Origin of the sequence: Glaciimonas sp. PAMC28666, assembly GCF_016917355.1 — a bacterium.
Taxonomy (GTDB): domain Bacteria; phylum Pseudomonadota; class Gammaproteobacteria; order Burkholderiales; family Burkholderiaceae_D; genus Glaciimonas.
In genome coordinates this window covers 2340521-2364206 of the sequence record NZ_CP070304.1, presented here as the reverse complement: position 1 = coordinate 2364206, position 23686 = coordinate 2340521, and the positions used below count along the sequence as shown (strand labels likewise).

The following is a 23686-nucleotide window of genomic DNA, read 5'->3' as shown; positions in this document are numbered from 1 at the left end:
CTGTGCGCGTAATGACGACTATCCGTTTGTCAGGTACGCGCGAGCAGATTCGCGTCAAGCTTGCGATTGCTTCAAGTGTGTTTTCATTACATCAAATTCTTTTTCAAAGTCCAGCGTCTTACGCTGGGTGCTCATGGCCATCAATATGTGCGAATGACCTTCTTTATCGCTGTCAGGACGTATCCATACCCACAACCGACGCTCGCGTATGTATAGCATGGAGAAAACGCCGAGAACCAGAAACAGGCAACCTAGATAGACCACTTTCTTGCCCGGTGAACGCGTCACCTGGAAGACTGAGGCCTTGATCTCGTCGAAGCCAGTAAGCTGGAGATACACGGGAGCATTATAGAAGGTTGCGTCCGACAGTGCATTGCTGCTCAATTGCAAGAAGCGTGCGTTTTTTTCATCCACCGGCATGTCCTTCAAACCGTCCTTTTCGCGCGCCACCTGCCATAAATCCCACAAACTTCCGTTCAGAATTTTCATGAAAATATCGGCTGCTTTTTCTTGCTCTTGCGCCGGGACCTGTTCCAGGAACTTCGATATCGCCATATAGCCAGCCTGCTTCCCGTCTCCGGCAAACAACGATAAGCCGCGCAACGAAGATTGCTCCAATTGATCGCGCAGAGTCGGCATATCGGTCCGGGTTTCAGGAATTGCGCGCTGCGCGTAGCGCTCAGCTGCCAATTTCCGCAATGCCGGGTTCATCAATGCCGAACGCATACGCATCCACTCTTCTACCGAATCATTGCCGTCAGCTGGAATACGAAGGTAACGGAAAGGTTCATCCGGAACATCGCGTACGCCAGCCAGAAATACGTAATCCTGGTCAACCTTCACAGGTTGCATGTAATTGCTGAACTCGCGCGCCTGTCCGGTTTTGTCGCGTAACTTGTACTGGACGCTCGGACCGACGTTTTTCAATTCTTTTACGTTGGCGCTTTTGGCACCCGAACCCATATGTTTGCTGACATCATCCGAGAACGTCTGATTTAAACTCTTTTTGGTTTTGGTCACTGCCCGTAAATCTTGACCTGACTGGGCCATATTCTCCACGTTAAACGGACGAAAACCTGACCACTCAACCGTATACTCATTATTAGGACCAGCAGTCAACGGTGTTGTTCCGTTAACCACCCCGGCCAGAGGTGAAGTCTTGTTATTGTCGCCAACCATGGGAAACGCGGTGAGTTTCAATTTGCTGCCACCGTCTTCAAAGCTCGATTGATATATCGATATGCCTTTGTAAATCAACGGCTGGTTGACTTTCACGGTTGAATTGATCGTTTCCCCTGTGACGTTGTCGCGCAATACGACATCACTGGCAAACAACTTAGGCATACCGGTACTGTAATAGTCGATGACAAAACGTTTGAGTTGCAGCGTAAATGGTAAATCTTGAATCAATACACCATTTTGTTGCGGAATGATCGCTGTACTACTGGCCGAACCTTCCGGTATCAGCGTGTTGCCGCGGAAGGTTGGATTCCCCAACCCCAGGCGATGTTCCGGTCCGATATCGGCAATGACGCCGCTACCGCTGAAAGCTGTTTTATTGAAAAGCAACTTTTGAGCACGTATCGGCAAATCCGAGTCCAGCAATCCCCCGATACAGATGATCACGATAGCGCTGTGGGCAAAAATGTAGCCCCATTTGTTCGCTGCGCCCTGCTTTGCGGTGATCAGAATGGCGTTGTTTTTTTCGACGACTTTGGTTTTGTAACCCTTTGCTGCGATCCTGAGCAATAACTGCTGCGTGAGCGTAACCGGCATGACGGGCGCGGTCCATTCAGCTTTGTGATGAAAATTACGCAATGATTGTTCACGGACATTTTCTTTCCAGCTACGCATGTCTTTGAGCATTTTCGGGCCATTGCGGCTAATGCACATGGACGTGGACAGGACCAGAAACCCCATGATCAACAAAAACCACCACGTTGAATACACCGCGTACAGACCAAGTTTGGCAAAAATATCGAACCAGAACGGCCCAAATTGATTCACGTAATTGGGCATCGGCTCGTTTTGCTTGAGCACTGTGCCGATAATCGAGGCGATAGCAATGAGCGTGAGCATGCTAATGGCAAAGCGCATCGAGGAGACTAACTCTACTGCTTCGGCAAGCCACCGATGTTTGGTCTTTAACTCGATGCCGCCGGTACGTGGTGCTTCGTCGAGGCCGGGGGTCGGACTGGGGGTTGGACTGTTAGTGCTGCTCATAATTGCTCTTTTGAAAAGAAAAAAGGGACGGCCTTCGCCGCCCCCTGTATTCGCGAATTTACTATGAATGCTACTTCAAGCCTGCAATATAGTCTGCTACGGCTTTGATTTCATCGTCCGACATCCGTTTAGCGATAGTCATCATTTGCGGGCTATTCTTGCGCACGCCGCTCCTGAAATTGGTCAACTCTGCAACAGTGTAATCCTGGTGTTGGCCGCCAATGCGAGGGAATTGGTTAGGAATACCAGAACCACCGGGACCGTGACAAGCTGCACAGGCCGGGATGTTCTTCTCTGCCACGCCAGCGCGGAAGATTTTTTTGCCCATATCGAGCGTGTCTTTATTTTTCGCAGCGCCAGGCTTGGCTTTTTGCACATCCAGATAGGCGGCGATATTTTTCATTTCATCGTCGGTCAGCGCTTTGGCAAACATTGTCATGATCGCGTTGTTGCGATCTGGCCCCTGAAAGTCCTTTAACTGCTTGTAAATATAAGCAGCATGCTGACCGCCCAATTTCGGATTTTGGCTAATCGTGGACGCACCAGCTGCTCCGTGGCACGAAATACAAGCGGCAATATTCCTCGTTGGGTCGCCATTGGTAAACAATGCCTCACCCTTTGCAAGATCGGCCTTGGGGGCCACTGCCGGGGCATCTGCTGCATAAGCAAAAGACGACAATGCCAACATGGAAATAAGGAAGGACTTTAAAACGGATAGAAACGCACGGTTCATTCAAACACCCTGAGACTTTATAATTAAACTTGACAATAAATTCTGCCCTTGGGCAACGAATCATTGCTGCTATCGCTTAGCGCGGCTATCACTGTTATGCAAGTGCTATGGTGGTCACGCGGGCCAAATATTTCTCTTCCACGTTAGCTGCACGCTATTGACATACGCAATGCAGCATTACACAACCCCTTATTGTACAATAGCTTTCCGGCATTTTCGCCGCCTCTACCGCATTTTCTGCTCATTCCATGTCTCTACTCTGGCAAGCCCGTTTTTTTACTACGGTGAATCACCTTCGTGATTTACCTGGTACCCAAGTCCCTGAGATCGCCTTTGCGGGTCGTTCGAACGCAGGCAAATCAACCGCTATCAACCTATTGTGCAATCAGAAGAAACTCGCATTCGCCTCGAAAACACCCGGGCGCACCCAGCATATCAACTATTTTTCGATCGGTGGCGCGCAAGTCGGCCAACATCGCAAAGATGAAACCAAAGTCGATGAAATTCGTGCGATGCTGGTCGATTTGCCCGGTTATGGCTATGCGCAAGTCTCTGGATCGGCAAAATTGCACTGGCAGGAACTACTTGGCGATTATGTTCGCCGCCGGTCGCAATTGGCTGCGTTGGTCCTTATCGTGGATTCTCGTCGGCCGTTTACCGACCTCGATGTGCAAATGGTTGAATGGTTCGCCCCAACCGGCAAACCAATCCATTGCATCCTGAGCAAGGTTGACAAGCTTAACCGGAACGATGCGACCAATGCATTACGACAAGCGCATACTTTCCTGGGAAGTTACGTTGACGAAAATAACCAGCCACTGCCCTTTACGGCGCAACTATTTTCCGCGCTGAAACGGACCGGACTGGATGAGGCCAATCAGCGTATTCTTGAATTGGCTGGGTTGGTCGATGTCGCAAGAGCGGTTGGCGATGAGCCTGCAGGGCTCGCAGACGGTGAAACTCCGAACACTGAAGCCAAGTGACCTGATTCGAACAAAAACCGTTAAGACCGGGCGTGCCGATGCAGATAATGCGACAGCACACCCATCAAAAAATTTTGCGCGCCGCGCAGCATGCGGACATAAAAAAGCCCTGAAGAAAGGGGAAGATCTTCAGGGCTGAATGCCTCATCACTAAAAGCGACATGGCCCCGCTCAGGGAGGGAAGCGGGAGGTGAATAATGCACCTATCGCTAAGAGGCTGCCAAACATGAAAAGTTCAAGAGTTTTTAATTTTCTCCAGATTTTTGTTTTTTCAAACCGCCCCCAGAGCCTCGATAACGATTAACGAAGGCCTCACCACGTAAAATTCGGAGCAATTATGCAAAACGCGCCTAAATCCAGCCATTTGGCTGCCCCGTTTCCAGCATTGCGCATGCGTCGTATGCGTAACAATGCATTTTCTCGCGCGATGATGCGAGAAAATACTGTGACCGTTTCCGATCTGATCTATCCGGTCTTCGTGATCGAAGGCAACGATCATCGCGAGAAGGTTGCGTCAATGCCAGGCGTAGAGCGCCTGTCCATTGATCTGCTATTAAATGTCGCAGAAGAATGTGTCGAATTGGGGATACCTGTTATCGCCTTATTTCCCGTCATCAATCCTTCGCTAAAAACGCCTGATGGCATCGAAGCGACTAATCCGAACGGTTTGATCCCGCAGGCAGTTCGCGCGCTAAAACAACGCTTTCCTGAGCTCGGCATTTTGACTGACGTTGCCTTGGATCCTTATACCAGTCATGGTCAAGACGGCGTTATGAACGCCGATGGTTATGTGATGAACGATGAAACCTGCGCCCTTTTGGTGAAGCAGGCGCTCGTCCAGGCCGATGCGGGCGTTGACATCGTGGCGCCCTCAGACATGATGGATGGTCGCATCGGCGCCATCCGGAACGCGCTGGAAGCCCACAATCATATTCATACACGCATCATGGCGTATTCAGCGAAGTACGCTTCCGCCTTCTACGGCCCGTTCCGCGATGCAGTCGGGTCGGCTGCAAACCTTGGAAAAAGCAGCAAAAACACTTATCAAATGGACCCGGCCAACAGCGATGAAGCATTGCGCGAAGTGGCGCTGGATCTGGCCGAAGGCGCAGATATGGTGATGGTAAAACCCGGCATGCCATATCTTGATATCGTGCGCCGAGTTAAAGACGAATTCAAAGTGCCCACCTTCGCTTACCAGGTGAGTGGTGAATACTCCATGATTAAAGCCGCTACCCAAAATGGCTGGCTGGATCATGATAAGGCGATGATGGAAGCGATGATGGCGTTCAAGCGCGCCGGTGCCGATGGCGTTCTGACCTACTTTGCGCTGGATATTGCGCGCCTCTTACATAAAAATTAAGCGAAGTAAACGAATTAACGACGTCGCGGTCTTGTGATTTACTGGTCTTTTAATCGATTGGCTGCGCACGCGCGACCGCCAGGTTTTATCGTCATGGCCGCATGATGGCCGCATAAGTCAATCGATAGCGCAGACATCACTGGCTTCCATCGCGGTTTATATTTCACGCGCTCAACATTACGGAAGTCCGGCTGACGGTAGAATAAGACTATGCGCTGATGCGCTTAACAATGAGCGTATCGTACATAATCCCAGACACCCAAGCAGTTTCGCAATTCAAACTATGGATATTTTTTTAATCTGTGACAATCAGGTTACGCAATCTGATGCATTACCCGGCAGCATCCCGGCGCACGGTTTTTTTTGGATCGACTCCACCCACGAGGAAGTTGCTGCTGATCCTGAAGGCTGGCGCGACATGATCGCTTGCGCCACCGGCACACATATCTATGAGCCGCATTTAAAGGATGCAATCAATCCGGCCCACCCATCCTATTTCGATTCAACGCAAGACTACGGCATGGTGGTATTTCGCAAGTTGTCGCTGCATGGAAATGGGAATAGTAACGCTGGCGACAATAGTGACACGGCAGAAACTGCTGCGGCGGCTGAGCCGATTGAATCTGGCACCATTGCCACCGTTGGTGGCAAACGCGCGGTCCCGGCAGCCTTAAGCAACCTGACCACCCAACCAATTACATTTTTTATTCTCGACAACGCACTGGTGACGGTGCACGAGCACCACAGTCGCACCATCAGTGCAACTCGCGCTCGGCTAATGGACTACGCGAATAAAAGTAGCAAGGCGCAGCATACTAACCGCTTGCCAACATCGCCCGAAGATTTGATGCTGCGACTATTAAACGCGATGGTCGATAAGTATTTGGAATTGCGTCAGCCACTGACCAATCAACTCGATCGCTGGCAGCGTGCCTTGCTTGATCCGGCGCGGCCATTCAAGGATTGGCTGACGTTATTGGACGCGCGAATTGAGTTGCGCAAACTCGAAAGTTTGTGCGAAGAACAGCACGATGCGATGCAAGAACTGCGCGACTATTTTGTCGACATGGATGATGACGGCGATGGCATTACGATCAGTCGCACCCGTGATCTGTTACTGGTGCGTATCCACGACGTCATGGAACATATTAATCGCGTGCTGAATCACGCCAGCCGCCTCGAATCTTCCATTGAATCGGCAGTGCAGATTCATTTCTCAGCGGTGGCGCACCGGACCAACGAGGTCATGCGAACCTTGACGGTCATCACTGCTCTGTTCATGCCGCTGACGTTAATCACCGGTATTTTCGGGATGAATTTTGCGGTGATGCCATTGCTACAAAACAAGACCGGCTTTTGGCTAACGATGATTAGCATGGTGCTGATTGTCGTTGGGATGTTGGCGTTCTTTCGACGCCGTCGCTATCTGGAAAATCCACCGGAACGCCGCTAGCAAGGCTGCTGAAGAGGTACCGCACAGCGGCAAGAACATAAAAAAAGGGCCTCAAACAGATTTGTTTGAGGCCCTTTTTTACTGACGAATTTATTTGTTCGGCTGCGGCGTTAACCGTAAATAAGGCCGGATCGCCTTATAGCCTTTAGGAAATTTCTGCTTGATGATTTCTTCATCCTGCAATGACGGCACGATCACCACGTCATCTCCGTCTTTCCAGTTGCCAGGCGTAGCAACAGAATGATTGTCCGTCAGTTGCAATGAATCAATCACGCGCAAAATCTCATCAAAATTGCGTCCTGTACTTGCCGGATACGTGATGGTGAGTCGTACTTTTTTCGCCGGATCGATGACAAATAAAGAGCGCACGGTGGCGGTGGTGCTGGCGTTAGGATGAATCAAATCATATAGCTCAGAAACCTTGCGATCGGCGTCCGCAATGATCGGAAAACCGACTATGGTATTTTGAGTTTCATTGATGTCCTTGATCCATTCCAGATGCTTATCAGCAGGATCGACCGACAGCGCGATCACCTTGACCCCGCGTTTTTCAAACTCCGCTTTCAGCTTGGAGGTTAACCCAAGTTCGGTCGTGCACACCGGCGTGAAGTCAGATGGGTGAGAAAAAAGTACCACCCAGGAATCACCGGCCCAATCGTAGAATTTTATCTGGCCAAGCGAAGAATCTTGCTCAAAGTCAGGGGCAACGTCACCAAGACGTAGTGTCATGTCAGTCTCCTTTAAATGCTTCGGTTATCGGACAAATCTCTGCAATGTAATCAGCGAACATCGGCTACGCTCATGTGCGACAGCACAGATTGCGCCACCTGCAAGTCCTGCGCCGCAAGTTCGGAGATACGCTATAGTTTCGATCGCACGTTACATGTCTCTAAAACTATAATCCCATCTTCCCATATTGCTAACGACTATTAACGACTATGCAAATAACTTTACTCTCTGTAGTACATTTAATGCCATGTTGATTTTCAGCAAGCCTTGCCGCCTGAATTGTATTTATCAGCGCGCATCTAAAACGGCCAGTGACTGCGTGAACTTATCTGCATTCTGAAAACCGATCACTCTGCCGCCCGCCAACTCTCTCCCTTTGTGATCAAAGAGGATAATTCCCGGCGGACCAAATAAATTGAAGCGCTTCAGCATCGCCTTATCGTCGGCGTTGTTTGCCGTCACGTCAATTTGCAGCAACACAATATTATTAAAACGTGCCTGAACACGCGGATCGGTAAAGGTGAATTTTTCCATTTCTTTGCACGAAACACACCAATCAGCGTAAAAATCCAGCAATGCCGGTTTCCCATTTGTCTGCGCCAACGCCGCATCCAGCTCGGCAACCGACCTGACCCGCACAAATGCCGTATGCACCGCCTGCGTGCTGCCCAAATGCGCTAATGGCATCAATACATCACGGCCACCGGTTGCCACGCTCACTAACTGCAAAATGCTCAGGACTGCAAACACCAGTCCCACCGCTTTAGAAAACCAGCTGGTCGAAACATGCCACAACAGATAGGCGCCATATCCGATACCTAATGCGGCCCAACATAAAATTTGCACCGCAGAAGGAATCACTGGCGACACCATCCACACCGCCACACCGAGCATCAGCACCCCGAAAAATCGTTTCACCGACTCCATCCACGCACCCGCGCGCGGCAACAATGCCCCGGCCGAGATACCGACCAGCAATAACGGCACGCTCATCCCGACCGCCATCGCGAACAGCGCGCTACCACCGATGATCACGTTCCGGGTTTGACTGATATAGACCAGCGCGCCCGCCAGCGGAGCGGCGACGCAGGGGCCAACGATTAATGCAGAAAGCGCACCCATCACAAAAACGCCTGCCAGTTTGCCGGACGACTGCTTATCCGAAGCCTGAGAAAGCTTCGTTTGCATCGATCCCGGCAACTGTAATTGATACACCCCGAACATCGAAAGCGACATCCCTACCATGAGCAACGCAAACGCCGACAATACCCATGCATTCTGCAATGCCGCCGACAATCCTTCGCCTGCAAGACCCGCTGCCACGCCCAGCGCGGTGTAAACCAACGCCATTCCCAGCGCATACGCAACGGATAATACGAACGCACGACGCCGCTTAACCTGCGCGCCTTCGCCCACGATGATCGACGATAAAATAGGGACCATCGGTAACACACAAGGGGTGAAAGACAAGCCAAGTCCTAATAACAAAAACAACGGCATGATCACCAGCAGCTTGCCGCCTTTTAGCGAAGATTCGATACGACCAACGTCAGAGTCGCTGGGTAAGCTGTCCTTCGATACAGTGGCATCTGCGCTGCCGGAATCAGCTCCCGCCCCTGGATTTGACGCTATCGTTGGTGCCTGCGAGGCATTCGCCGACTGCGCAGTGTCGACCGCCGGACCTGCTTTGGCCGCAGCTATCGCACCCAGCAAGCCACCGCCGGTGGCCGCGCCGTCAGGAGATAGATTTACCCGATGTTCCATCGGTGGATAACATAACCCCTTATCTGCGCATCCCTGACCCCCAACAATTAGGGTAAATGGCTTGGTTGCTTCGACCGGAATAATGATCGTTATGTTGTGGTGATACGTCTCTACATTTTTCTGAAAAGTCTGATCGAATTTGACGATGCCAGCGGGAATTTTTGGCTCGCCCAACGTTGCACCCTCCGCCTTGAAACTAAACCGTTCACGGTACATGTAGTAACCGTCAGCAATCGCGTACGTCACTTCGGCAGTTTTCGGATCGGTCATACGCGCCGAGAATTTAAAAGCCACTTCAGGTGCCAGATAATCGTCGTCTGCACGGGCAGATGACATCATCATTAGCATCAGGCTTAATAAGCTCAACCAGACAAAAAACATCGCCCGAGGTTTGCGACAAGTAAACATTCAATTCCTTTGTGTTGCTGCGCCTATCCATTCAAGATAGGCAGGTAAACCGCCGGCTAGCGGGATCGCGATGATTTCGGGCAGCGCATACGGATGCACCGATCGTATAAATTCTTCAAGTTCACTATAACGCTCTGTCGTGGTCTTTATCATCATCGCCACCTCGTCTGAGCGCTCTAAAACACCCTGCCACAGATAGACCGAACGTACACCGGGCAGGATGTTGACACATGCGGCCAACTTACGTTCCACCAGCTGCTGCGCCAGCGCGTCGGCATCGGCCAGATTGGGCATTGTCGTCATTATCAGGATCACCTCTGGCATAGTCACCATTCTCACCTCCCAGATAGTCGCCTCAAGAGTCTACTCCTTACAGCAAACGTCGCCGGGTCAACACCACGGCGGCATAAAACCCGACACAACAATACGCTGCCAAAATTGTCAGATCAGTGATCGGCGTTGTCGGCCAGGTCCCTAACAAGAGTGGGCGCACCAGATTAACCGCCGCGTTCAAGGGCAGTATATGTGCGACCATTTGAAGCCAGCCCGGCAGCTGGGCCGACGGATAATAAACCCCGGACAGAAAAATCATGGGCGTCAGCACCAACGTAAAGTAATAGGTAAAAAAGTCGTATCCTCTGGCAAGCGCATTGAAGACCAGACCCAATGAACCAAAAGTCATTCCTATCAAAAATAACAAAGGCAGCACCAGTACCGTGTGAGGATGCAGGCCGATCCCCAGACAAAACATCACCAGAAGAATCGCCACGCCTGAAAAAATCGACTTGGTCGCCGCCCACAGCATCTCGGCCAATATTACGTCGTCAAGCGCCAGCGGCGCGTTTAAAAGTGCATCCCAGGTTTTCTGCACATGCATGCGGGAAAACGCCGAATACAATGCCTCAAAAGAAGCCGCCCACATGATCGACATGCAGATTGAGCCTGAGGCCAGATAGTGAATGTAAGGAACGCCATCCACCTCCTTTAACAGGCTGCCAAGGCCGTAACCGAACGCCAGCAACGTGATCAGTGGATCGGCGATATTACCCAGCACACTGGCGACCGCAAGTTTCTTCCACACCAAAAAATTACGTTGCCAGATCGGCTGAAAGCGCCGCGAAAATTCAGGAAAGGCGTAGAGGTTCATATCAATCCCGCATTTCACGGCCGGTGAGTTTTAAAAATAGGTCTTCAAGGTTGGCGGGACGGTGGATGTAGCGCACGCCTTCGACTCCCTGAAGCATGCGCACCAACGCCTGCGCGTCATTGGTATAGCAAAATACCGTTTCACCGCTGATTTCTACCCGGGCTGACGTATGACCATTATTCGCCTCCAGCCAAGCCTTTGCGTTATCACCGTAAATCTCCACCACTTCGGACTCGATATGCTGCGCGATCAACTCGCGTGGCGAGCCTTCAGCGATCATCTTTCCATGATCGACAACCGCAAGCCGATCGCACAGACGCTCAGCTTCATCCATAAAATGGGTGGTCAACAAGATCGTTTTACCTTGGCTCAACAACGTCTTGAGCCGCTCCCAGATCATGTGCCGCGCTTGCGGATCAAGGCCGGTGGTAGGCTCGTCCATAAAAATCAGGTCCGGATCATTCACCAACGCACGCGCTAACGTTAAGCGCCGCCGCATCCCACCCGACAATTCATTGATACGTGCGTGTTCTTTGGCACCCAGATTGGCGAACTCTAGCAATTTAGGAATTCTGGCGTTAATGATGGCGTCCGGGATACCAAAATAGCGACCGAACACTAACAGATTCTCCGACACGGTGAAGTCAGGGTCCAGATTATCCCCCTGAGGCACCACGCCGACCCTCAGACGGGCCAAACGTGCGTCTGACGGTACTGAGTGACCAGCCAACCGGATGTCGCCGCTATCGGCCGCTGTCAAGCCGAGACACAAGCGCAATGTGGTGGTCTTGCCTGCGCCATTTGGTCCCAGCAAGCCATAACATTCGCCAGCCCGCAGCGCAAACGACAAACCGTCAATGACAACGGTCCGGACACCTTTCGAGCCAAAGGACTTACGTAAATCTGTGACGCTTAGAATAGATGAAGTCGGCATTTGGGCCTAAAGAAAGACATTAAGAGGCTCGGGCTGTTGTATGCTTCGCGGCCTGTCCAGGCAAACATGCACTATGCTGGAATGCTGCGCAGCCATCATCTTATGGAACATCAATTGCACAACACTATCGGATTAGCACAAAAAAAATGCAAAAACGAACGCAAAAACGAATGCAAAAAAGCCAGGCATAGCCTGGCTTTCGATTTTAACGCAATGCGTTACTTGCAACCTGTGACGTATTAGTCAGCTGTAGGCACTTCTGCATCGTCGCTGACTTCAGGGCGATCCATCAGTTCGATGAAAGCCATCGGAGCGTTATCGCCGACACGGAAACCCATTTTCAGGATGCGCAGGTAACCGCCATTACGATTTGCGTAACGAGGACCGAATTCAGCAAACAGTTTCAATACCATTTCGCGGTCGCGCAGACGGGCGAAAGCAAGACGTTTGTTAGCTAGTGTATCGGTCTTGCCCAATGTCAGAATCGGTTCAATAACGCGACGAAGTTCTTTTGCTTTTGGCAATGTGGTCTTGATTGCTTCGTGACGCAGCAACGAAACAGTCATGTTGCGCAACATAGCCAAACGATGGGAAGAGGTACGATTTAACTTACGTAAGCCGTGACGATGACGCATGGTAATTCCTTTCAGTTTTTGAGTTTAAATCCAGCTCTTCGATCGATTCAGCATTTCGCCTGGTCGCGGGCCGGTTAATACGTGTTAACAACAGTTTGGTCAAAATAACCAAATCGTCTCAACAGGGGCAAGATTTTAACTCGCCCACGTTGAAACAACAAATACTACTTACAACAAAATTACTTTTCCAGACCGGCAGGTGGCCAGTTTTCCAGCTTCATACCCAGCGTCAGACCGCGGGATGCGAGGACTTCCTTGATTTCGTTCAATGACTTACGACCCAGATTTGGCGTCTTCAACAGCTCATTTTCGCTACGCTGGATCAAATCACCAATGTAGTAAATATTTTCTGCCTTCAGGCAATTTGCCGAACGCACAGTCAATTCCAGATCATCGACCGGACGCAACAGGATAGGATCAACTTGTGGTGCGCGTGATGGGGCTTCAGCAGCTGCTTCAGTACCTTCCAGTGCCGCGAACACATTCAATTGATCAACCAGAACGCGGGCTGACTGGCGAATCGCTTCTTCAGGCGTGATCACACCATTAGTCTCGATATTGATGACCAGCTTATCCAGATCCGTACGTTGTTCGACGCGAGCCGACTCAACCGCGTAAGAAACGCGACGGACAGGTGAAAACGATGCATCAAGGATAATACGACCGATTGTCTTGTTGGAATCTTCCGACAGACGACGAACGTTGCCCGGCACATAGCCACGGCCCTTTTCGACTTTGATCTGCATGTCCAGTTCGCCGCCACCAGTTAAGTGGGCGATAACGTGGTCTGGATTAACCAGCTCTACATCGTGTGGCAAATCGATATCTGAAGCCAATACCGCGCCTTCGCCACCTTTTTTCAAGGTCAGGGTTACTTCGTCGCGGTTATGTAGTTTGAAAACTACACCCTTCAAGTTCAACAAGATATCAACGACGTCTTCTTGCACGCCATCCAATGACGAGTATTCGTGTACTACACCAGCGATAGTTACTTCAGTCGGTGCATAACCTACCATCGACGACAGCAGGACGCGACGCAACGCATTACCTAAAGTGTGGCCATAACCACGTTCGAACGGCTCCATCACAACTTTAGCGTGACCGGCGCCTAGCGCTTCTACTTCGATAATACGGGGCTTCAACAAACTGTTTTGCATGAAATGTCCTTTTCAATACCCTCGGCTCATTACACCGATAAGGCTGATGGCATTACGAAAAAAGCCCATCCGAGGATGGGCGACAAAAATAATACCGAATTAACGTGAATACAGTTCGACGATCAACGATTCGTTGACGTCAGCGGCGATTTCGCTGCGATCTGGCATGGACTTGAAAGTACCTTCCATTTTCTTCGAATCAACAGTTACCCATGAAGGCATGCCGATTTGCTCTGCAAGCGACAACGCTTCAACGATACGGACTTGTTTTTTCGATTTTTCGCGAACGGCAACAACGTCGCCAGCTTTAACCTGGTATGAAGCGATGTTGACAACGTTACCATTGACGGTGAACGCTTTATGCGAGACCAACTGACGGCCTTCAGCACGGGTCGAACCAAAGCCCATACGATAAACAACGTTGTCCAGACGCGCTTCCAGCAATCTCAACAGTGTTTCGCCGGTGTTACCCTTGCGACGGTCTGCTTCAGCGAAGTAGCGACGGAACTGACGTTCCAAAATACCGTACATACGCTTAACTTTTTGCTTTTCGCGCAATTGGTTACCGTAGTCCGAAGTACGAGCACCGGAGGTACGACCATGTTGACCTGGCTTTGAATCAAGCTTGCACTTTGAATCCAATGAGCGACGTGCGCTTTTCAGGAACAGATCCGTACCTTCACGGCGTGATAGTTTTGCTTTAGGTCCGATGTAACGTGCCACAATAATTCCTTTGGTGAGTGACGTCTGAGTCCACAACCGATGGCGGTTGCAGATGTCTGACGCTAGTCTGTTTTACCTTCAAACAGACGGTGGGCTTAAGAACAAAACCCGCCAAGGTCATTGGCGGGTCACTTGCAAACTGTTAATTCGAAAACTAACAGCGCAATAATTTCTTAGATACGACGACGCTTTGGAGGGCGGCAACCGTTATGTGGAACTGGTGTCACGTCTTGAATCTGAGTAATTTTGATACCCAGGTTGTTCAATGCGCGAACTGCAGATTCGCGACCAGGACCAGGGCCCTTGATACGAACTTCCAGATTTTTCACACCACATTCAACTGCTACTTTACCAGCTGCTTCGGCTGCTACCTGCGCTGCAAATGGAGTCGACTTGCGGGAGCCTTTAAAGCCAGCACCACCAGATGTCGCCCATGACAACGCGTTACCTTGACGATCGGTAATCGTGATGATGGTGTTGTTAAAGGATGCGTGAATATGCGCGATACCTTCAGCAACGTTCTTTTTAACTTTTTTACGCACACGTGCTGCTGCGGCGTTATTGGGGGACTTTGCCATAATAATTTCCTTGAATCCGACTACAAATCAACGCGAAGTTAATTATTTCTTCAGCGATTGAGCGGCTTTACGCGGCCCCTTACGGGTACGGGCGTTGGTACGGGTACGTTGACCACGGCAAGGTAGACCCTTACGGTGACGCATACCACGGTAGCAACCCAGATCCATCAGACGCTTGATGTTCATCGACAGTTCGCGACGTAGATCACCTTCGACGATGAATTTTGCAATTTCATCGCGTAGCTTTTCTAGTTCGCTATCGTCTAGATCTTTGACCTTTTTACTGGTCGAAATACCCGTCGCGTCGCAGATTTTCTGCGAACGTGGGCGGCCAACACCATAAATGGCGGTTAAGCCGATAACAGTGTGTTGATGGTTTGGGATATTTACCCCTGCAATACGTGCCATTCGTTATTCCTCGATCAATAACGTTAGTTAACCTTGACGCTGTTTATGGCGCGGTTCTATGCAAATGACGCGTAGAACGCCTTTGCGCTTAATGATCTTACAGTTGCGGCAAATCCGCTTAACTGATGCGAGCACTTTCATGGTAGCCCTCTTTCTTTCAGCTTAAGGTTCTAAATACTGTTTATTTGGTACGGAAAACAATCCGTGCCCGGCTCAAATCATAAGGAGTCAATTCTACCGTCACCTTATCTCCTGGGAGGATACGAATATAGTTCATTCGCATCTTGCCAGAAATATGACCGAGGACGATATGTCCGTTTTCCAACTTGACTCTAAATGTAGCATTGGGGAGATTCTCAAGAATCTCGCCTTGCATCTGGATAACGTCGTCTTTTGCCATTCGGTCTACTGGTTCCTCTGGGCGCTGCATCCAACTTAACGCGTAGGAATTCCGCCCTTAAAATTTGCTTTACGAAGCAGCGATTCATATTGCTGCGACATCACATAATTTTGTACTTGCGCCATGAAGTCCATGGTGACCACAACGATAATCAACAAAGACGTACCGCCGAAATAAAATGGCACCTTCCAGCGTGCAATCAAGAACTCTGGCAACAAGCAGACCAGTGTAATATAAACCGCACCCGCTAAGGTCAAACGCATCAAAATCTTGTCGATATAACGTGCAGTCTGATCACCTGGACGAATCCCTGGAACAAATGCACCGCTCTTCTTCAGGTTATCTGCTGTTTCCTTGCTATTGAATACCAAAGCGGTATAGAAAAAGCAAAAGAACACAATGGCAACTGCATACAATAAAGCGTGAATCGGTTCGCCAGGTGCCAGTGACGCAGCCAGATCTTTCAGGAATCGCACAACCGGATTGGTCGTGTCACCTGAAATAAACCAGCTGGTGATCGTTGCTGGAAACAAAATAATCGATGAAGCAAAAATCGGAGGAATTACGCCCGCCATATTTAGCTTCAATGGCAAATGACTACTTTGACCACCGTATATCTTGTTACCAACTTGCCGCTTGGCGTAGTTCACAAGGATTTTGCGTTGACCACGCTCAATGAATACAACCACAAACGTAACCGCTGCGACAATCAGGCATATCAAAATCGCTGATAGCGCTGCCATCGATCCAGTGCGTACTAACTCAAACAAACCACCGACTGCATTAGGCAAACCAGCTGCAATACCAGCAAAGATAATGATAGAGATGCCGTTACCAAGACCACGCTCAGTAATCTGCTCACCCAACCACATCAAAAACATAGTACCGGTTACTAGCGTTACAACCGTTGTGAAACGAAATGCTAAACCAGGATCAAGTACCAGGCCCGCTTGCGATTCAAGTGCTACCGCTATACCTAACGCCTGGAAAGTTGCCAAAAGCAACGTACCGTAACGCGTATATTGTGTGATCTTGCGTCGTCCAGACTCGCCTTCTTTTTTCAAAGCCTCGAGCTGAGGTGACACGATCGACATCAGCTGCATAATGATAGATGCCGAAATATACGGCATGATACCTAGTGCAAACACGGTAAAGCGAGATAACGCACCACCGGAAAACATGTTAAACATACCCAGAATACCGCCCTGGTTCTGTTTAAACAACTGGGCCAACTGTGTCGGGTCAATACCCGGCACAGGTATATGTGCGCCGATCCGATAAACAACTAATGCTGCAAGCAAGAACCACAAACGCCCCCAAGGGAAACCGCTAGCGGCGCTTTTTGCAAGTTGTGGAGTAGTCGCCAATTGTCGCTCCGAGTCAGTAAGCCAGATTAAGCAACAGTGCCGCCAACTGCTTCAATCGCAGCTTTAGCGCCTTTAGTGGCGATCAAGCCTTTCAAATTTACTTTTCTTGTCAGCTCGCCGGACAGGATAACCCGTACCACGCGTGCCAGCTCACCGATAACACCGGCTTGCTTCAAGACCAAAATATCGATCTCGGTAACAGGCAATTGCTCTAATTCCGATAAGCGAACTTCTGCTTTGAACGGCGTTGCCATTGATTTAAAACCACGCTTAGGCAAGCGACGTTGCAAAGGCATCTGACCGCCTTCAAAACCGACTTTATGAAAACCGCCCGAACGAGATTTTTGACCTTTATGACCACGACCGGCAGTTTTACCGATACCTGAGCCAATACCGCGACCGACGCGACGCTTGTAGTGCTTAGCGCCATCTGCTGGTTGGATAGTATTCAATTCCATAATTTGCTCCGTTCGTAAGCCTAAGCTTACGAAACTACTTTCACAAGATAGGACACTTTATTGATCATGCCACGCACAGATGGGGTGTCTTGCAATTCGGAGACCGAATTAACACGACGCAAGCCCAGACCGCGCACTGTCGCACGATGTGTTTCACGCGTACCGATCAAACCTTTGATCAATTGTACTTTTAGAGTCTTTGTCATCTTGATCACCTTAGCCGATAATGTCTTCAACGGACTTACCACGCTTCGCAGCGATTTCCGATGGAGTGTTCATTTTTGCCAGACCGTTCAACGTAGCCCGAACCAAGTTGTAAGGATTAGTGGAACCGTTGGACTTAGCCACAACGTTGGTCACACCCATCACTTCAAAAATAGCGCGCATTGGACCACCAGCAATAACACCAGTACCTTCTTTAGCTGGCGCCATCAAAACTGATGATGCACCGTGCTTGCCGGTCAGGGTATGCTGCAAAGTGCCGTTTTTCAACGTTACTTTGATCATCTTGCGACGGGCTTCTTCCATAGCCTTCTGCACTGCAACTGGCACTTCTTTCGATTTGCCCTTGCCCATGCCGATACGGCCATCGCCATCACCAACAACAGCCAATGCTGCGAATCCCATGATACGACCACCCTTAACCACTTTGGTTACACGGTTGACCGCAATCATTTTCTCGCGCATGCCATCATCCGGCTTGTCGCTTTGCATTTTCGATTGCATTTTTGCCATGACGATTTTCCCTTAGAACTTCAGACCAGCTTCACGTGCGGCATCTGCCAACACCTTGACGCGGCCATGGTAACGGAAACCGGAGCGATCAAACGCAACTTCGGTAACTCCGGCTTTCAATGCCTTCTCAGCGACACGCTTACCAACCAGCGACGCAGCAGAAGTGTTTCCGCCCTTGCCTGATTGACCAGCCAACTCTTGACGCACTTCAGCTTCAAGTGTCGAGGCCGAAGCCAACACTTTAGCGTCAGGGCCAATGATGCTAGCGTAGATGTGCAAGTTAGTACGATGCACTGCTAGGCGAGTCACCTTTAACTCTGCGATCTTGGCACGCGTTTGGCGTGAGCGGCGCAGACGTGATTGTTTCTTATCCATCGTCAACCCCTATTACTTCTTCTTGGTTTCTTTGAGGATTACCACTTCGTCCGAGTAACGAACGCCCTTGCCTTTATAAGGCTCAGGTTTGCGGTAAGCACGAACTTCAGCAGCAACCTGGCCAACACGTTGCTTGTCAATTCCCTTGATCAGGATCTCGGTTTGCGTCGGTGTTTCACACTTTACGCCTTCTGGCATTTGGTGAGCAACAGGATGCGAGAAACCGAGCGACAAATTCAACTTATCGCCTTGCGCTTGCGCACGAAAACCAACGCCTACCAGGTTCAGCTTCTTTTCGAACCCTTTGGTAACGCCGGTAACCATGTTGTTGACCAGAGCACGTAGTGTTCCGGACATCGCATTGGCTTCGCGGCTGTCATTCGCGGCTGCGAAATTAAGCGTACCGTTGTTGTTTTCGATAGTCACCAGACCTGTTAGGGACTGGGACAATGTGCCCAAAGGGCCTTTTACTACGATCTGCTCTGCAGAGATGGTCGCTTCCGCGCCAGCTGGCAGTGCAATCGGCATTTTACCTACACGTGACATGTTGGACTCCTTAGGCGACGTAGCAAATAACTTCGCCACCGACACCGGTTGCGCGCGCTTTGCGGTCCGTCATGACACCTTGTGGTGTCGAAATAATTGCAACACCCAAGCCGTTCATCACATTTGGAATGTCATCTTTGCCCTTGTAGACACGTAGCCCTGGACGGGATACGCGCTCAATGCGCTCGATAACTGGACGGCCGGCATAATACTTCAAACCGATTTTCAATTCTGCTTTGCCACCTGCTTCAGCAACAGCAAAATCTTCGATGTAACCCTCGTCCTTGAGGACGTTAGCAATCGCAACTTTGACCTTCGACGATGGCATTGCCACGGCGGTCTTTTGTACTACTTGCGCATTGCGGATACGGGTCAGCATATCGGCGATAGGATCGCTCATACTCATTGCATATTCTCCTATTACCAGCTAGCTTTAGTCATACCCGGGATCTCACCACGCATGGCGATTTCACGGAGCTTAATACGGCCCAGACCGAACTTGCGGAAAGTGCCACGTGGACGACCAGTCAAGGCGCAACGATTACGTTGACGAGTCGGATTCGAGTTACGTGGCAACGCTTGTAATTTCAAGCGAGCTTCGTAGCGCTCTTCTTCCGACTTCGATTGGTCATCAATGATTGCCTTTAACTCGGCACGCTTACCGGCAAATTTCTTTACCAGGTCAGCACGCTTTTGTTCACGGTTAATCAGTGCCAGTTTTGCCATGGCAACCTCAGTTTCTGAACGGAAATTTAAATGCGGCGAGAAGCGATTTCGCTTCGTCGTCGGTCTTGGCAGTCGTCGTGATACTGATATTCAGACCACGCAGTACATCAATCTTGTCGTATTCAATTTCGGGGAAAATGATCTGCTCTTTCACACCGATATTGTAGTTTCCACGACCGTCAAATGCACGACCGGATACACCACGGAAGTCACGAACGCGCGGTAGCGCGACAGTAACCAGGCGATCCAAAAACTCGTACATATGCGCACCACGAAGCGTAACCATGCAACCAATTGGGTAGCCTTCACGGATTTTAAAACCCGCAATCGCTTTACGCGCCTTGGTCACAACTGGCTTTTGACCTGCAATCTTGGTCAAATCGCCAACAGCGTGCTCAATGATTTTCTTGTCCGCAATGGCTTCAGATAAACCCATGTTCAGGGTGATCTTCAGAATGCGCGGAACTTCCATTGCCGATTTGTAAGCGTATTTCGCCACAAGATCAGCAACGATCTTGTTTTTATAGAACTCTTGGAGACGGGCCATGATCTCTTAAACCTTAACAACTTCGCCGCTGGACTTGAAAACGCGAACTTTCTTACCGTCCACGTCTTTAAAACCAACGCGATCTGCCTTGCCAGTTGCTGCGTTGAACAACGCAACATTTGACACATGAATTGGCATCAGCTTATCAACGATGCCACCAGTTTCACCCGTCATCGGATTTGGCTTAGTCGCTTTTTTAGCGATGTTAATACCATCAACGATAACGAAGTTAGCATCAACGCGTTGTTTTACAACACCGCGCTTGCCCTTGTCTTTACCAGTCAGGACGATTATCTCGTCACTTTTCCGAATCTTATCCATCTCGACTCCTTACAGCACTTCAGGCGCGAGAGACACAATCTTCATGAAGCGCTCAGTGCGCAATTCACGAGTGACTGGTCCAAAAATACGCGTACCAATTGGCTCCAGCTTTGCGTTAAGCAACACAGCTGCGTTGCCATCGAACTTGACCAACGAACCGTCGGGGCGGCGCACACCTTTAGCAGTGCGAACAACCACGGCGTTGTAGATCTCGCCCTTTTTAACGCGACCGCGCGGCGCTGCAACTTTGACAGTTACCTTGATAACATCGCCAATGCTAGCGTAACGACGCTTGGAACCACCCAGAACCTTGATGCACATAACTTCGCGCGCACCAGTGTTGTCGGCTACTTCGAGCCGGCTTTCCGTTTGAATCATAATATTTTCTTTCCCAACTTAACTCGCGGCCGCACTATGCGGATATACGGTCAGTCTTGGTCCTGTCAGAAACACCCTGATGGATGTACTGCTTAGGTGGACGACTTCCAAAACTTCATGCTAATTCTGACTTTCAACTGCAGAGTGTTCGTTTCGCTCTTATTGGGAACCAACAAGAGCGAAGCCAAGCATTATTACATCAAAATGCCTGGCTCGCAACAAATACTTATAAAACTTGTCCAACCTGTACAACACGCGTCACACTCCAAGCTTTAGTCTTGGAGATAGGGCGGCCTTCCTGGATCTCAACTACGTCGCCTTCCTTAGCCTGATTGGCTTCATCATGCGCGTGGTACTTGTTAGTACGTACGATGATTTTGCCATACAGAGGATGCTTTACGTGGCGTTCGATTAGGACGGTAACTGTCTTATCCATTTTATCGGATACGACCTTACCAACCAGCGTGCGCTTCAGCGGTTGTTTCACTTGATCGTTCATTACTGGGCGCCCTTCAGATTGATGACGGTCTTTACCCGTGCGATATCGCGACGAACTTTCTTCAATTGCGACGTATTGTTCAATTGCTGAGTACCGATTTGCATACGAAGGCTAAACTGCGCCTTCAGCAACTCTTTCAGCTCTTTCGCCAATGCCGCTTGATCTTTGTCGCGGAGTTCAGATGCTTTCATGATTCACTCCAATTATTGGCCGATTTGACGCACGACGAACGTGGTCAATAGCGGCAATTTAGCTGCAGCCAAACGGAATGCCTCACGCGCGAGTGTTTCATCGACGCCATCCATCTCGTATAGCATTTTACCTGGCTGAATCTCAGCCACGTAGTACTCAGGATTTCCCTTACCGTTACCCATGCGGACTTCGGCAGGTTTTTGGGAAATTGGCTTGTCTGGGAAAATACGAATCCAGATCCGACCACCCCGTTTGATGTGGCGTGTCATTGCGCGACGTGCAGCTTCGATCTGACGAGCCGTGATACGACCACGGCCAACCGCTTTCAGACCGAACTCACCGAACGACACAGCAGTGCCGCGCGAATGAGAAATGCCTTTGTTGCGGCCTTTTTGCTCTTTACGAAATTTTCTGCGTGCTGGTTGCAGCATGATTATTCTCCTGCTTTCTCAGCCGGTGCAACAACAGCACCTTCAGCAGCGCCATCCGGCTTTTTGGCACGGGCTGGGCGCGCAACTGCTGCACCCGGACCCGCTGCGGTTGTAGTTTTAGGACGTGGACGGCTAGACGGCTTACCATCGTCACGACGTGGACCACGACGCTTTTTGTCATCGTCATTAGGGATGTCGACTACCGGTGTTTCACCGTTAGGCAAACGATCGCCTTTGTAAACCCAGACTTTGATACCGATAATGCCGTACGTAGTTTCAGCTTCGCCAAAACCGTAGTCAATGTCAGCGCGCAGAGTGTGCAGTGGCACACGGCCTTCGCGATACCATTCAGTACGAGCAATTTCAATACCATTCAGACGACCGGCCGACATGATTTTGATCCCTAGCGCACCCAGACGCATTGCATTCTGCATCGCACGTTTCATCGCGCGGCGGAACATAATACGCTTTTCGAGCTGCTGAGCAATCGAATCAGCGATCAGCTGTGCATCGGTTTCAGGCTTACGAATTTCTTCGATATTAACGTGAACCGGCACACCCATCAGTTTGGTCAGCGCTGACTTCAATACTTCGATGTCCTCGCCTTTTTTACCGATAACAACACCTGGACGCGAGCTGTAAATTGTAATACGGGCGTTCTTTGCAGGACGCTCAATTACAACACGACCGACGGAGGCGTTCTTCAGTTTTTTCTTGAGGTAAGCGCGTACTTTCAGATCTTCGTTCAGCATGGTGGCAAAATTACTATTGCCAGCATACCAACGTGAACTCCAGTTACGCGTTACTGCAAGTCGAAAACCGGTTGGATGAATCTTCTGTCCCATCGTGACTCCTTAGTTTCCGACAGTCACGTAAATGTGACAGGATTGCTTCGAGATACGATCACCACGGCCTTTAGCACGCGCTGTAAAGCGCTTAAGGACCGAACCTTTTTCGACATAGATCGTCGTGATTTTCAGTTCGTCGATATCAGCACCATCGTTATGTTCGGCGTTCGCAATTGCGGACTCCAGAACACGCTTAATGATAGCTGCACCCTTCTTCGGACTAAACGTCAGAATATGAAGAGCTTGATCAACTTTTTTGCCGCGAATCAGATCGGCGACCAGACGGCCCTTTTGGGCCGACAGACGCACACCGCGGAGGGTAGCTTTAGTTTCCATCATCGGACCTTATCTCTTAGCCTTTTTATCGGCGGCATGACCCTTGAACGTACGGGTCAGAGCGAATTCGCCGAGCTTGTGACCGACCATATTTTCGGAAACATAAACCGGGACGTGTTGTTTGCCGTTATGCACAGCAATCGTCAAACCGATAAAGTCCGGCATGATGGTTGACCGACGCGACCAAGTCTTAATTGGCTTCTTGTCTTTGATTGCCTGAGCAGCCTCGACTTTTTTCACCAGATGGGCGTCGCAGAACGGCCCTTTTTTCAATGAACGTGTCATGTGT

At 50.1% G+C, this 23686-nt stretch carries 34 protein-coding genes; 3 read left to right on the top strand and 31 right to left on the bottom strand.

Features of this window, described 5'->3' with window-relative positions:
• Positions 1-54: 54 nt before the first annotated feature.
• Together JQN73_RS10110 and JQN73_RS10105 are read right to left on the bottom strand one after the other, a co-directional pair.
• Entirely contained in the window at positions 55-2223 is a 2169-nt protein-coding gene (locus JQN73_RS10110) for a cytochrome c biogenesis protein ResB (protein WP_205322893.1), read from the bottom strand.
• A gap of 70 nt (positions 2224-2293) precedes the next feature.
• Positions 2294-2956, bottom strand: coding sequence for a cytochrome c (locus tag JQN73_RS10105; RefSeq protein ID WP_205322892.1), 663 nt, complete (start codon positions 2954-2956; stop codon positions 2294-2296).
• Between the two features lie 248 nt (positions 2957-3204).
• On the opposite strand from JQN73_RS10105, the gene yihA reads away from it, so the two are divergent.
• The 3 genes from yihA (at position 3205) to JQN73_RS10090 (ending at position 6755) form a co-directional block, all read left to right on the top strand.
• On the top strand, positions 3205-3939 hold the full coding sequence (gene yihA / locus JQN73_RS10100) for a ribosome biogenesis GTP-binding protein YihA/YsxC (protein ID WP_205322891.1): 735 nt from the start codon (positions 3205-3207) through the stop codon (positions 3937-3939).
• A gap of 337 nt (positions 3940-4276) precedes the next feature.
• Positions 4277-5302 (top strand): porphobilinogen synthase, encoded by a 1026-nt coding sequence (gene hemB, locus JQN73_RS10095; RefSeq protein ID WP_205322890.1) that lies wholly within the window; start codon positions 4277-4279, stop codon positions 5300-5302.
• Positions 5303-5585: 283 nt separating this feature from the next.
• The gene (locus JQN73_RS10090; protein WP_205322889.1) at positions 5586-6755 is read left to right on the top strand and encodes a magnesium transporter CorA family protein; all 1170 of its coding nucleotides are present in this window, start codon (positions 5586-5588) and stop codon (positions 6753-6755) included.
• Between the two features lie 90 nt (positions 6756-6845).
• Here the strand turns inward: JQN73_RS10090 and JQN73_RS10085 are convergent, their stop codons facing one another.
• From JQN73_RS10085 to rpsS, 29 genes are all read right to left on the bottom strand, one after another.
• On the bottom strand, positions 6846-7484 hold the full coding sequence (locus JQN73_RS10085) for a peroxiredoxin (protein ID WP_205322888.1): 639 nt from the start codon (positions 7482-7484) through the stop codon (positions 6846-6848).
• A 288-nt stretch (positions 7485-7772) separates the two neighbouring features.
• On the bottom strand, positions 7773-9656 hold the full coding sequence (gene dsbD, locus JQN73_RS10080) for a protein-disulfide reductase DsbD (RefSeq protein ID WP_240162496.1): 1884 nt from the start codon (positions 9654-9656) through the stop codon (positions 7773-7775).
• Complete coding sequence (gene cutA / locus JQN73_RS10075) at positions 9657-9959, bottom strand: divalent-cation tolerance protein CutA (RefSeq protein ID WP_240162495.1); 303 nt, start codon at positions 9957-9959, stop codon at positions 9657-9659.
• 67 nt (positions 9960-10026) lie between these two features.
• Entirely contained in the window at positions 10027-10803 is a 777-nt protein-coding gene (locus JQN73_RS10070) for an ABC transporter permease (RefSeq protein WP_205322887.1), read from the bottom strand.
• 1 nt (position 10804) lies between these two features.
• On the bottom strand, positions 10805-11737 hold the full coding sequence (locus JQN73_RS10065) for an ATP-binding cassette domain-containing protein (protein WP_205322886.1): 933 nt from the start codon (positions 11735-11737) through the stop codon (positions 10805-10807).
• A 239-nt stretch (positions 11738-11976) separates the two neighbouring features.
• Positions 11977-12372, bottom strand: coding sequence for a 50S ribosomal protein L17 (gene rplQ / locus JQN73_RS10060; protein ID WP_205322885.1), 396 nt, complete (start codon positions 12370-12372; stop codon positions 11977-11979).
• Between the two features lie 179 nt (positions 12373-12551).
• On the bottom strand, positions 12552-13529 hold the full coding sequence (gene rpoA / locus JQN73_RS10055; RefSeq protein WP_205322884.1) for a DNA-directed RNA polymerase subunit alpha: 978 nt from the start codon (positions 13527-13529) through the stop codon (positions 12552-12554).
• Between the two features lie 99 nt (positions 13530-13628).
• Positions 13629-14252: a 30S ribosomal protein S4 gene (rpsD, locus tag JQN73_RS10050; protein ID WP_205322883.1), complete on the bottom strand. Its 624-nt coding sequence runs from the start codon at positions 14250-14252 to the stop codon at positions 13629-13631.
• 173 nt (positions 14253-14425) lie between these two features.
• On the bottom strand, positions 14426-14830 hold the full coding sequence (rpsK, locus tag JQN73_RS10045; protein ID WP_014004417.1) for a 30S ribosomal protein S11: 405 nt from the start codon (positions 14828-14830) through the stop codon (positions 14426-14428).
• Between the two features lie 42 nt (positions 14831-14872).
• Positions 14873-15238, bottom strand: a complete 366-nt coding sequence (gene rpsM, locus JQN73_RS10040) for a 30S ribosomal protein S13 (protein WP_108441471.1) — start codon at positions 15236-15238, stop codon at positions 14873-14875.
• 27 nt (positions 15239-15265) lie between these two features.
• Positions 15266-15379 carry a 50S ribosomal protein L36 gene (gene rpmJ / locus JQN73_RS10035; protein ID WP_168054150.1) on the bottom strand — a complete coding sequence of 38 codons (114 nt, stop codon included), beginning with the start codon at positions 15377-15379 and terminating at the stop codon, positions 15266-15268.
• Positions 15380-15419: 40 nt separating this feature from the next.
• Entirely contained in the window at positions 15420-15638 is a 219-nt protein-coding gene (infA, locus tag JQN73_RS10030; RefSeq protein ID WP_014004414.1) for a translation initiation factor IF-1, read from the bottom strand.
• Positions 15639-15673: 35 nt separating this feature from the next.
• Positions 15674-17005 (bottom strand): preprotein translocase subunit SecY, encoded by a 1332-nt coding sequence (secY, locus tag JQN73_RS10025; protein ID WP_108441473.1) that lies wholly within the window; start codon positions 17003-17005, stop codon positions 15674-15676.
• Positions 17006-17031: 26 nt separating this feature from the next.
• Positions 17032-17463: a 50S ribosomal protein L15 gene (gene rplO / locus JQN73_RS10020; protein ID WP_168054152.1), complete on the bottom strand. Its 432-nt coding sequence runs from the start codon at positions 17461-17463 to the stop codon at positions 17032-17034.
• A 26-nt stretch (positions 17464-17489) separates the two neighbouring features.
• Entirely contained in the window at positions 17490-17669 is a 180-nt protein-coding gene (rpmD, locus tag JQN73_RS10015; RefSeq protein ID WP_205322882.1) for a 50S ribosomal protein L30, read from the bottom strand.
• A gap of 10 nt (positions 17670-17679) precedes the next feature.
• Positions 17680-18198, bottom strand: a complete 519-nt coding sequence (gene rpsE / locus JQN73_RS10010; protein WP_168054154.1) for a 30S ribosomal protein S5 — start codon at positions 18196-18198, stop codon at positions 17680-17682.
• A 12-nt stretch (positions 18199-18210) separates the two neighbouring features.
• A complete protein-coding gene (rplR, locus tag JQN73_RS10005; protein ID WP_108441477.1) occupies positions 18211-18573 on the bottom strand; it encodes a 50S ribosomal protein L18 in 363 nt (120 codons plus the stop codon).
• Positions 18574-18585: 12 nt separating this feature from the next.
• A complete protein-coding gene (rplF, locus tag JQN73_RS10000) occupies positions 18586-19119 on the bottom strand; it encodes a 50S ribosomal protein L6 (RefSeq protein WP_205322881.1) in 534 nt (177 codons plus the stop codon).
• 10 nt (positions 19120-19129) lie between these two features.
• Positions 19130-19525: a 30S ribosomal protein S8 gene (gene rpsH / locus JQN73_RS09995; protein ID WP_205322880.1), complete on the bottom strand. Its 396-nt coding sequence runs from the start codon at positions 19523-19525 to the stop codon at positions 19130-19132.
• Positions 19526-19539: 14 nt separating this feature from the next.
• Positions 19540-19845, bottom strand: coding sequence for a 30S ribosomal protein S14 (rpsN, locus tag JQN73_RS09990; RefSeq protein ID WP_108441480.1), 306 nt, complete (start codon positions 19843-19845; stop codon positions 19540-19542).
• 7 nt (positions 19846-19852) lie between these two features.
• Positions 19853-20392 (bottom strand): 50S ribosomal protein L5, encoded by a 540-nt coding sequence (gene rplE / locus JQN73_RS09985; protein ID WP_205322879.1) that lies wholly within the window; start codon positions 20390-20392, stop codon positions 19853-19855.
• A gap of 6 nt (positions 20393-20398) precedes the next feature.
• The gene (gene rplX, locus JQN73_RS09980) at positions 20399-20713 is read right to left on the bottom strand and encodes a 50S ribosomal protein L24 (RefSeq protein WP_205322878.1); all 315 of its coding nucleotides are present in this window, start codon (positions 20711-20713) and stop codon (positions 20399-20401) included.
• A gap of 9 nt (positions 20714-20722) precedes the next feature.
• Positions 20723-21091 carry a 50S ribosomal protein L14 gene (gene rplN, locus JQN73_RS09975; RefSeq protein WP_108441483.1) on the bottom strand — a complete coding sequence of 123 codons (369 nt, stop codon included), beginning with the start codon at positions 21089-21091 and terminating at the stop codon, positions 20723-20725.
• Positions 21092-21317: 226 nt separating this feature from the next.
• Positions 21318-21590, bottom strand: coding sequence for a 30S ribosomal protein S17 (rpsQ, locus tag JQN73_RS09970; RefSeq protein WP_168054164.1), 273 nt, complete (start codon positions 21588-21590; stop codon positions 21318-21320).
• Positions 21590-21781, bottom strand: coding sequence for a 50S ribosomal protein L29 (rpmC, locus tag JQN73_RS09965; RefSeq protein ID WP_205322877.1), 192 nt, complete (start codon positions 21779-21781; stop codon positions 21590-21592). Before rpmC ends, rpsQ begins: the two co-directional genes overlap by 1 nt.
• 12 nt (positions 21782-21793) lie before the next feature.
• Positions 21794-22213, bottom strand: coding sequence for a 50S ribosomal protein L16 (gene rplP / locus JQN73_RS09960; protein WP_168054168.1), 420 nt, complete (start codon positions 22211-22213; stop codon positions 21794-21796).
• 2 nt (positions 22214-22215) lie between these two features.
• Positions 22216-23058, bottom strand: a complete 843-nt coding sequence (gene rpsC / locus JQN73_RS09955) for a 30S ribosomal protein S3 (protein ID WP_205322876.1) — start codon at positions 23056-23058, stop codon at positions 22216-22218.
• Positions 23059-23067: 9 nt separating this feature from the next.
• Positions 23068-23400 (bottom strand): 50S ribosomal protein L22, encoded by a 333-nt coding sequence (gene rplV / locus JQN73_RS09950; protein ID WP_184013448.1) that lies wholly within the window; start codon positions 23398-23400, stop codon positions 23068-23070.
• A 6-nt stretch (positions 23401-23406) separates the two neighbouring features.
• On the bottom strand, positions 23407-23682 hold the full coding sequence (gene rpsS, locus JQN73_RS09945; protein ID WP_108441488.1) for a 30S ribosomal protein S19: 276 nt from the start codon (positions 23680-23682) through the stop codon (positions 23407-23409).
• Between the last annotated feature and the right edge of the window lie 4 nt (positions 23683-23686).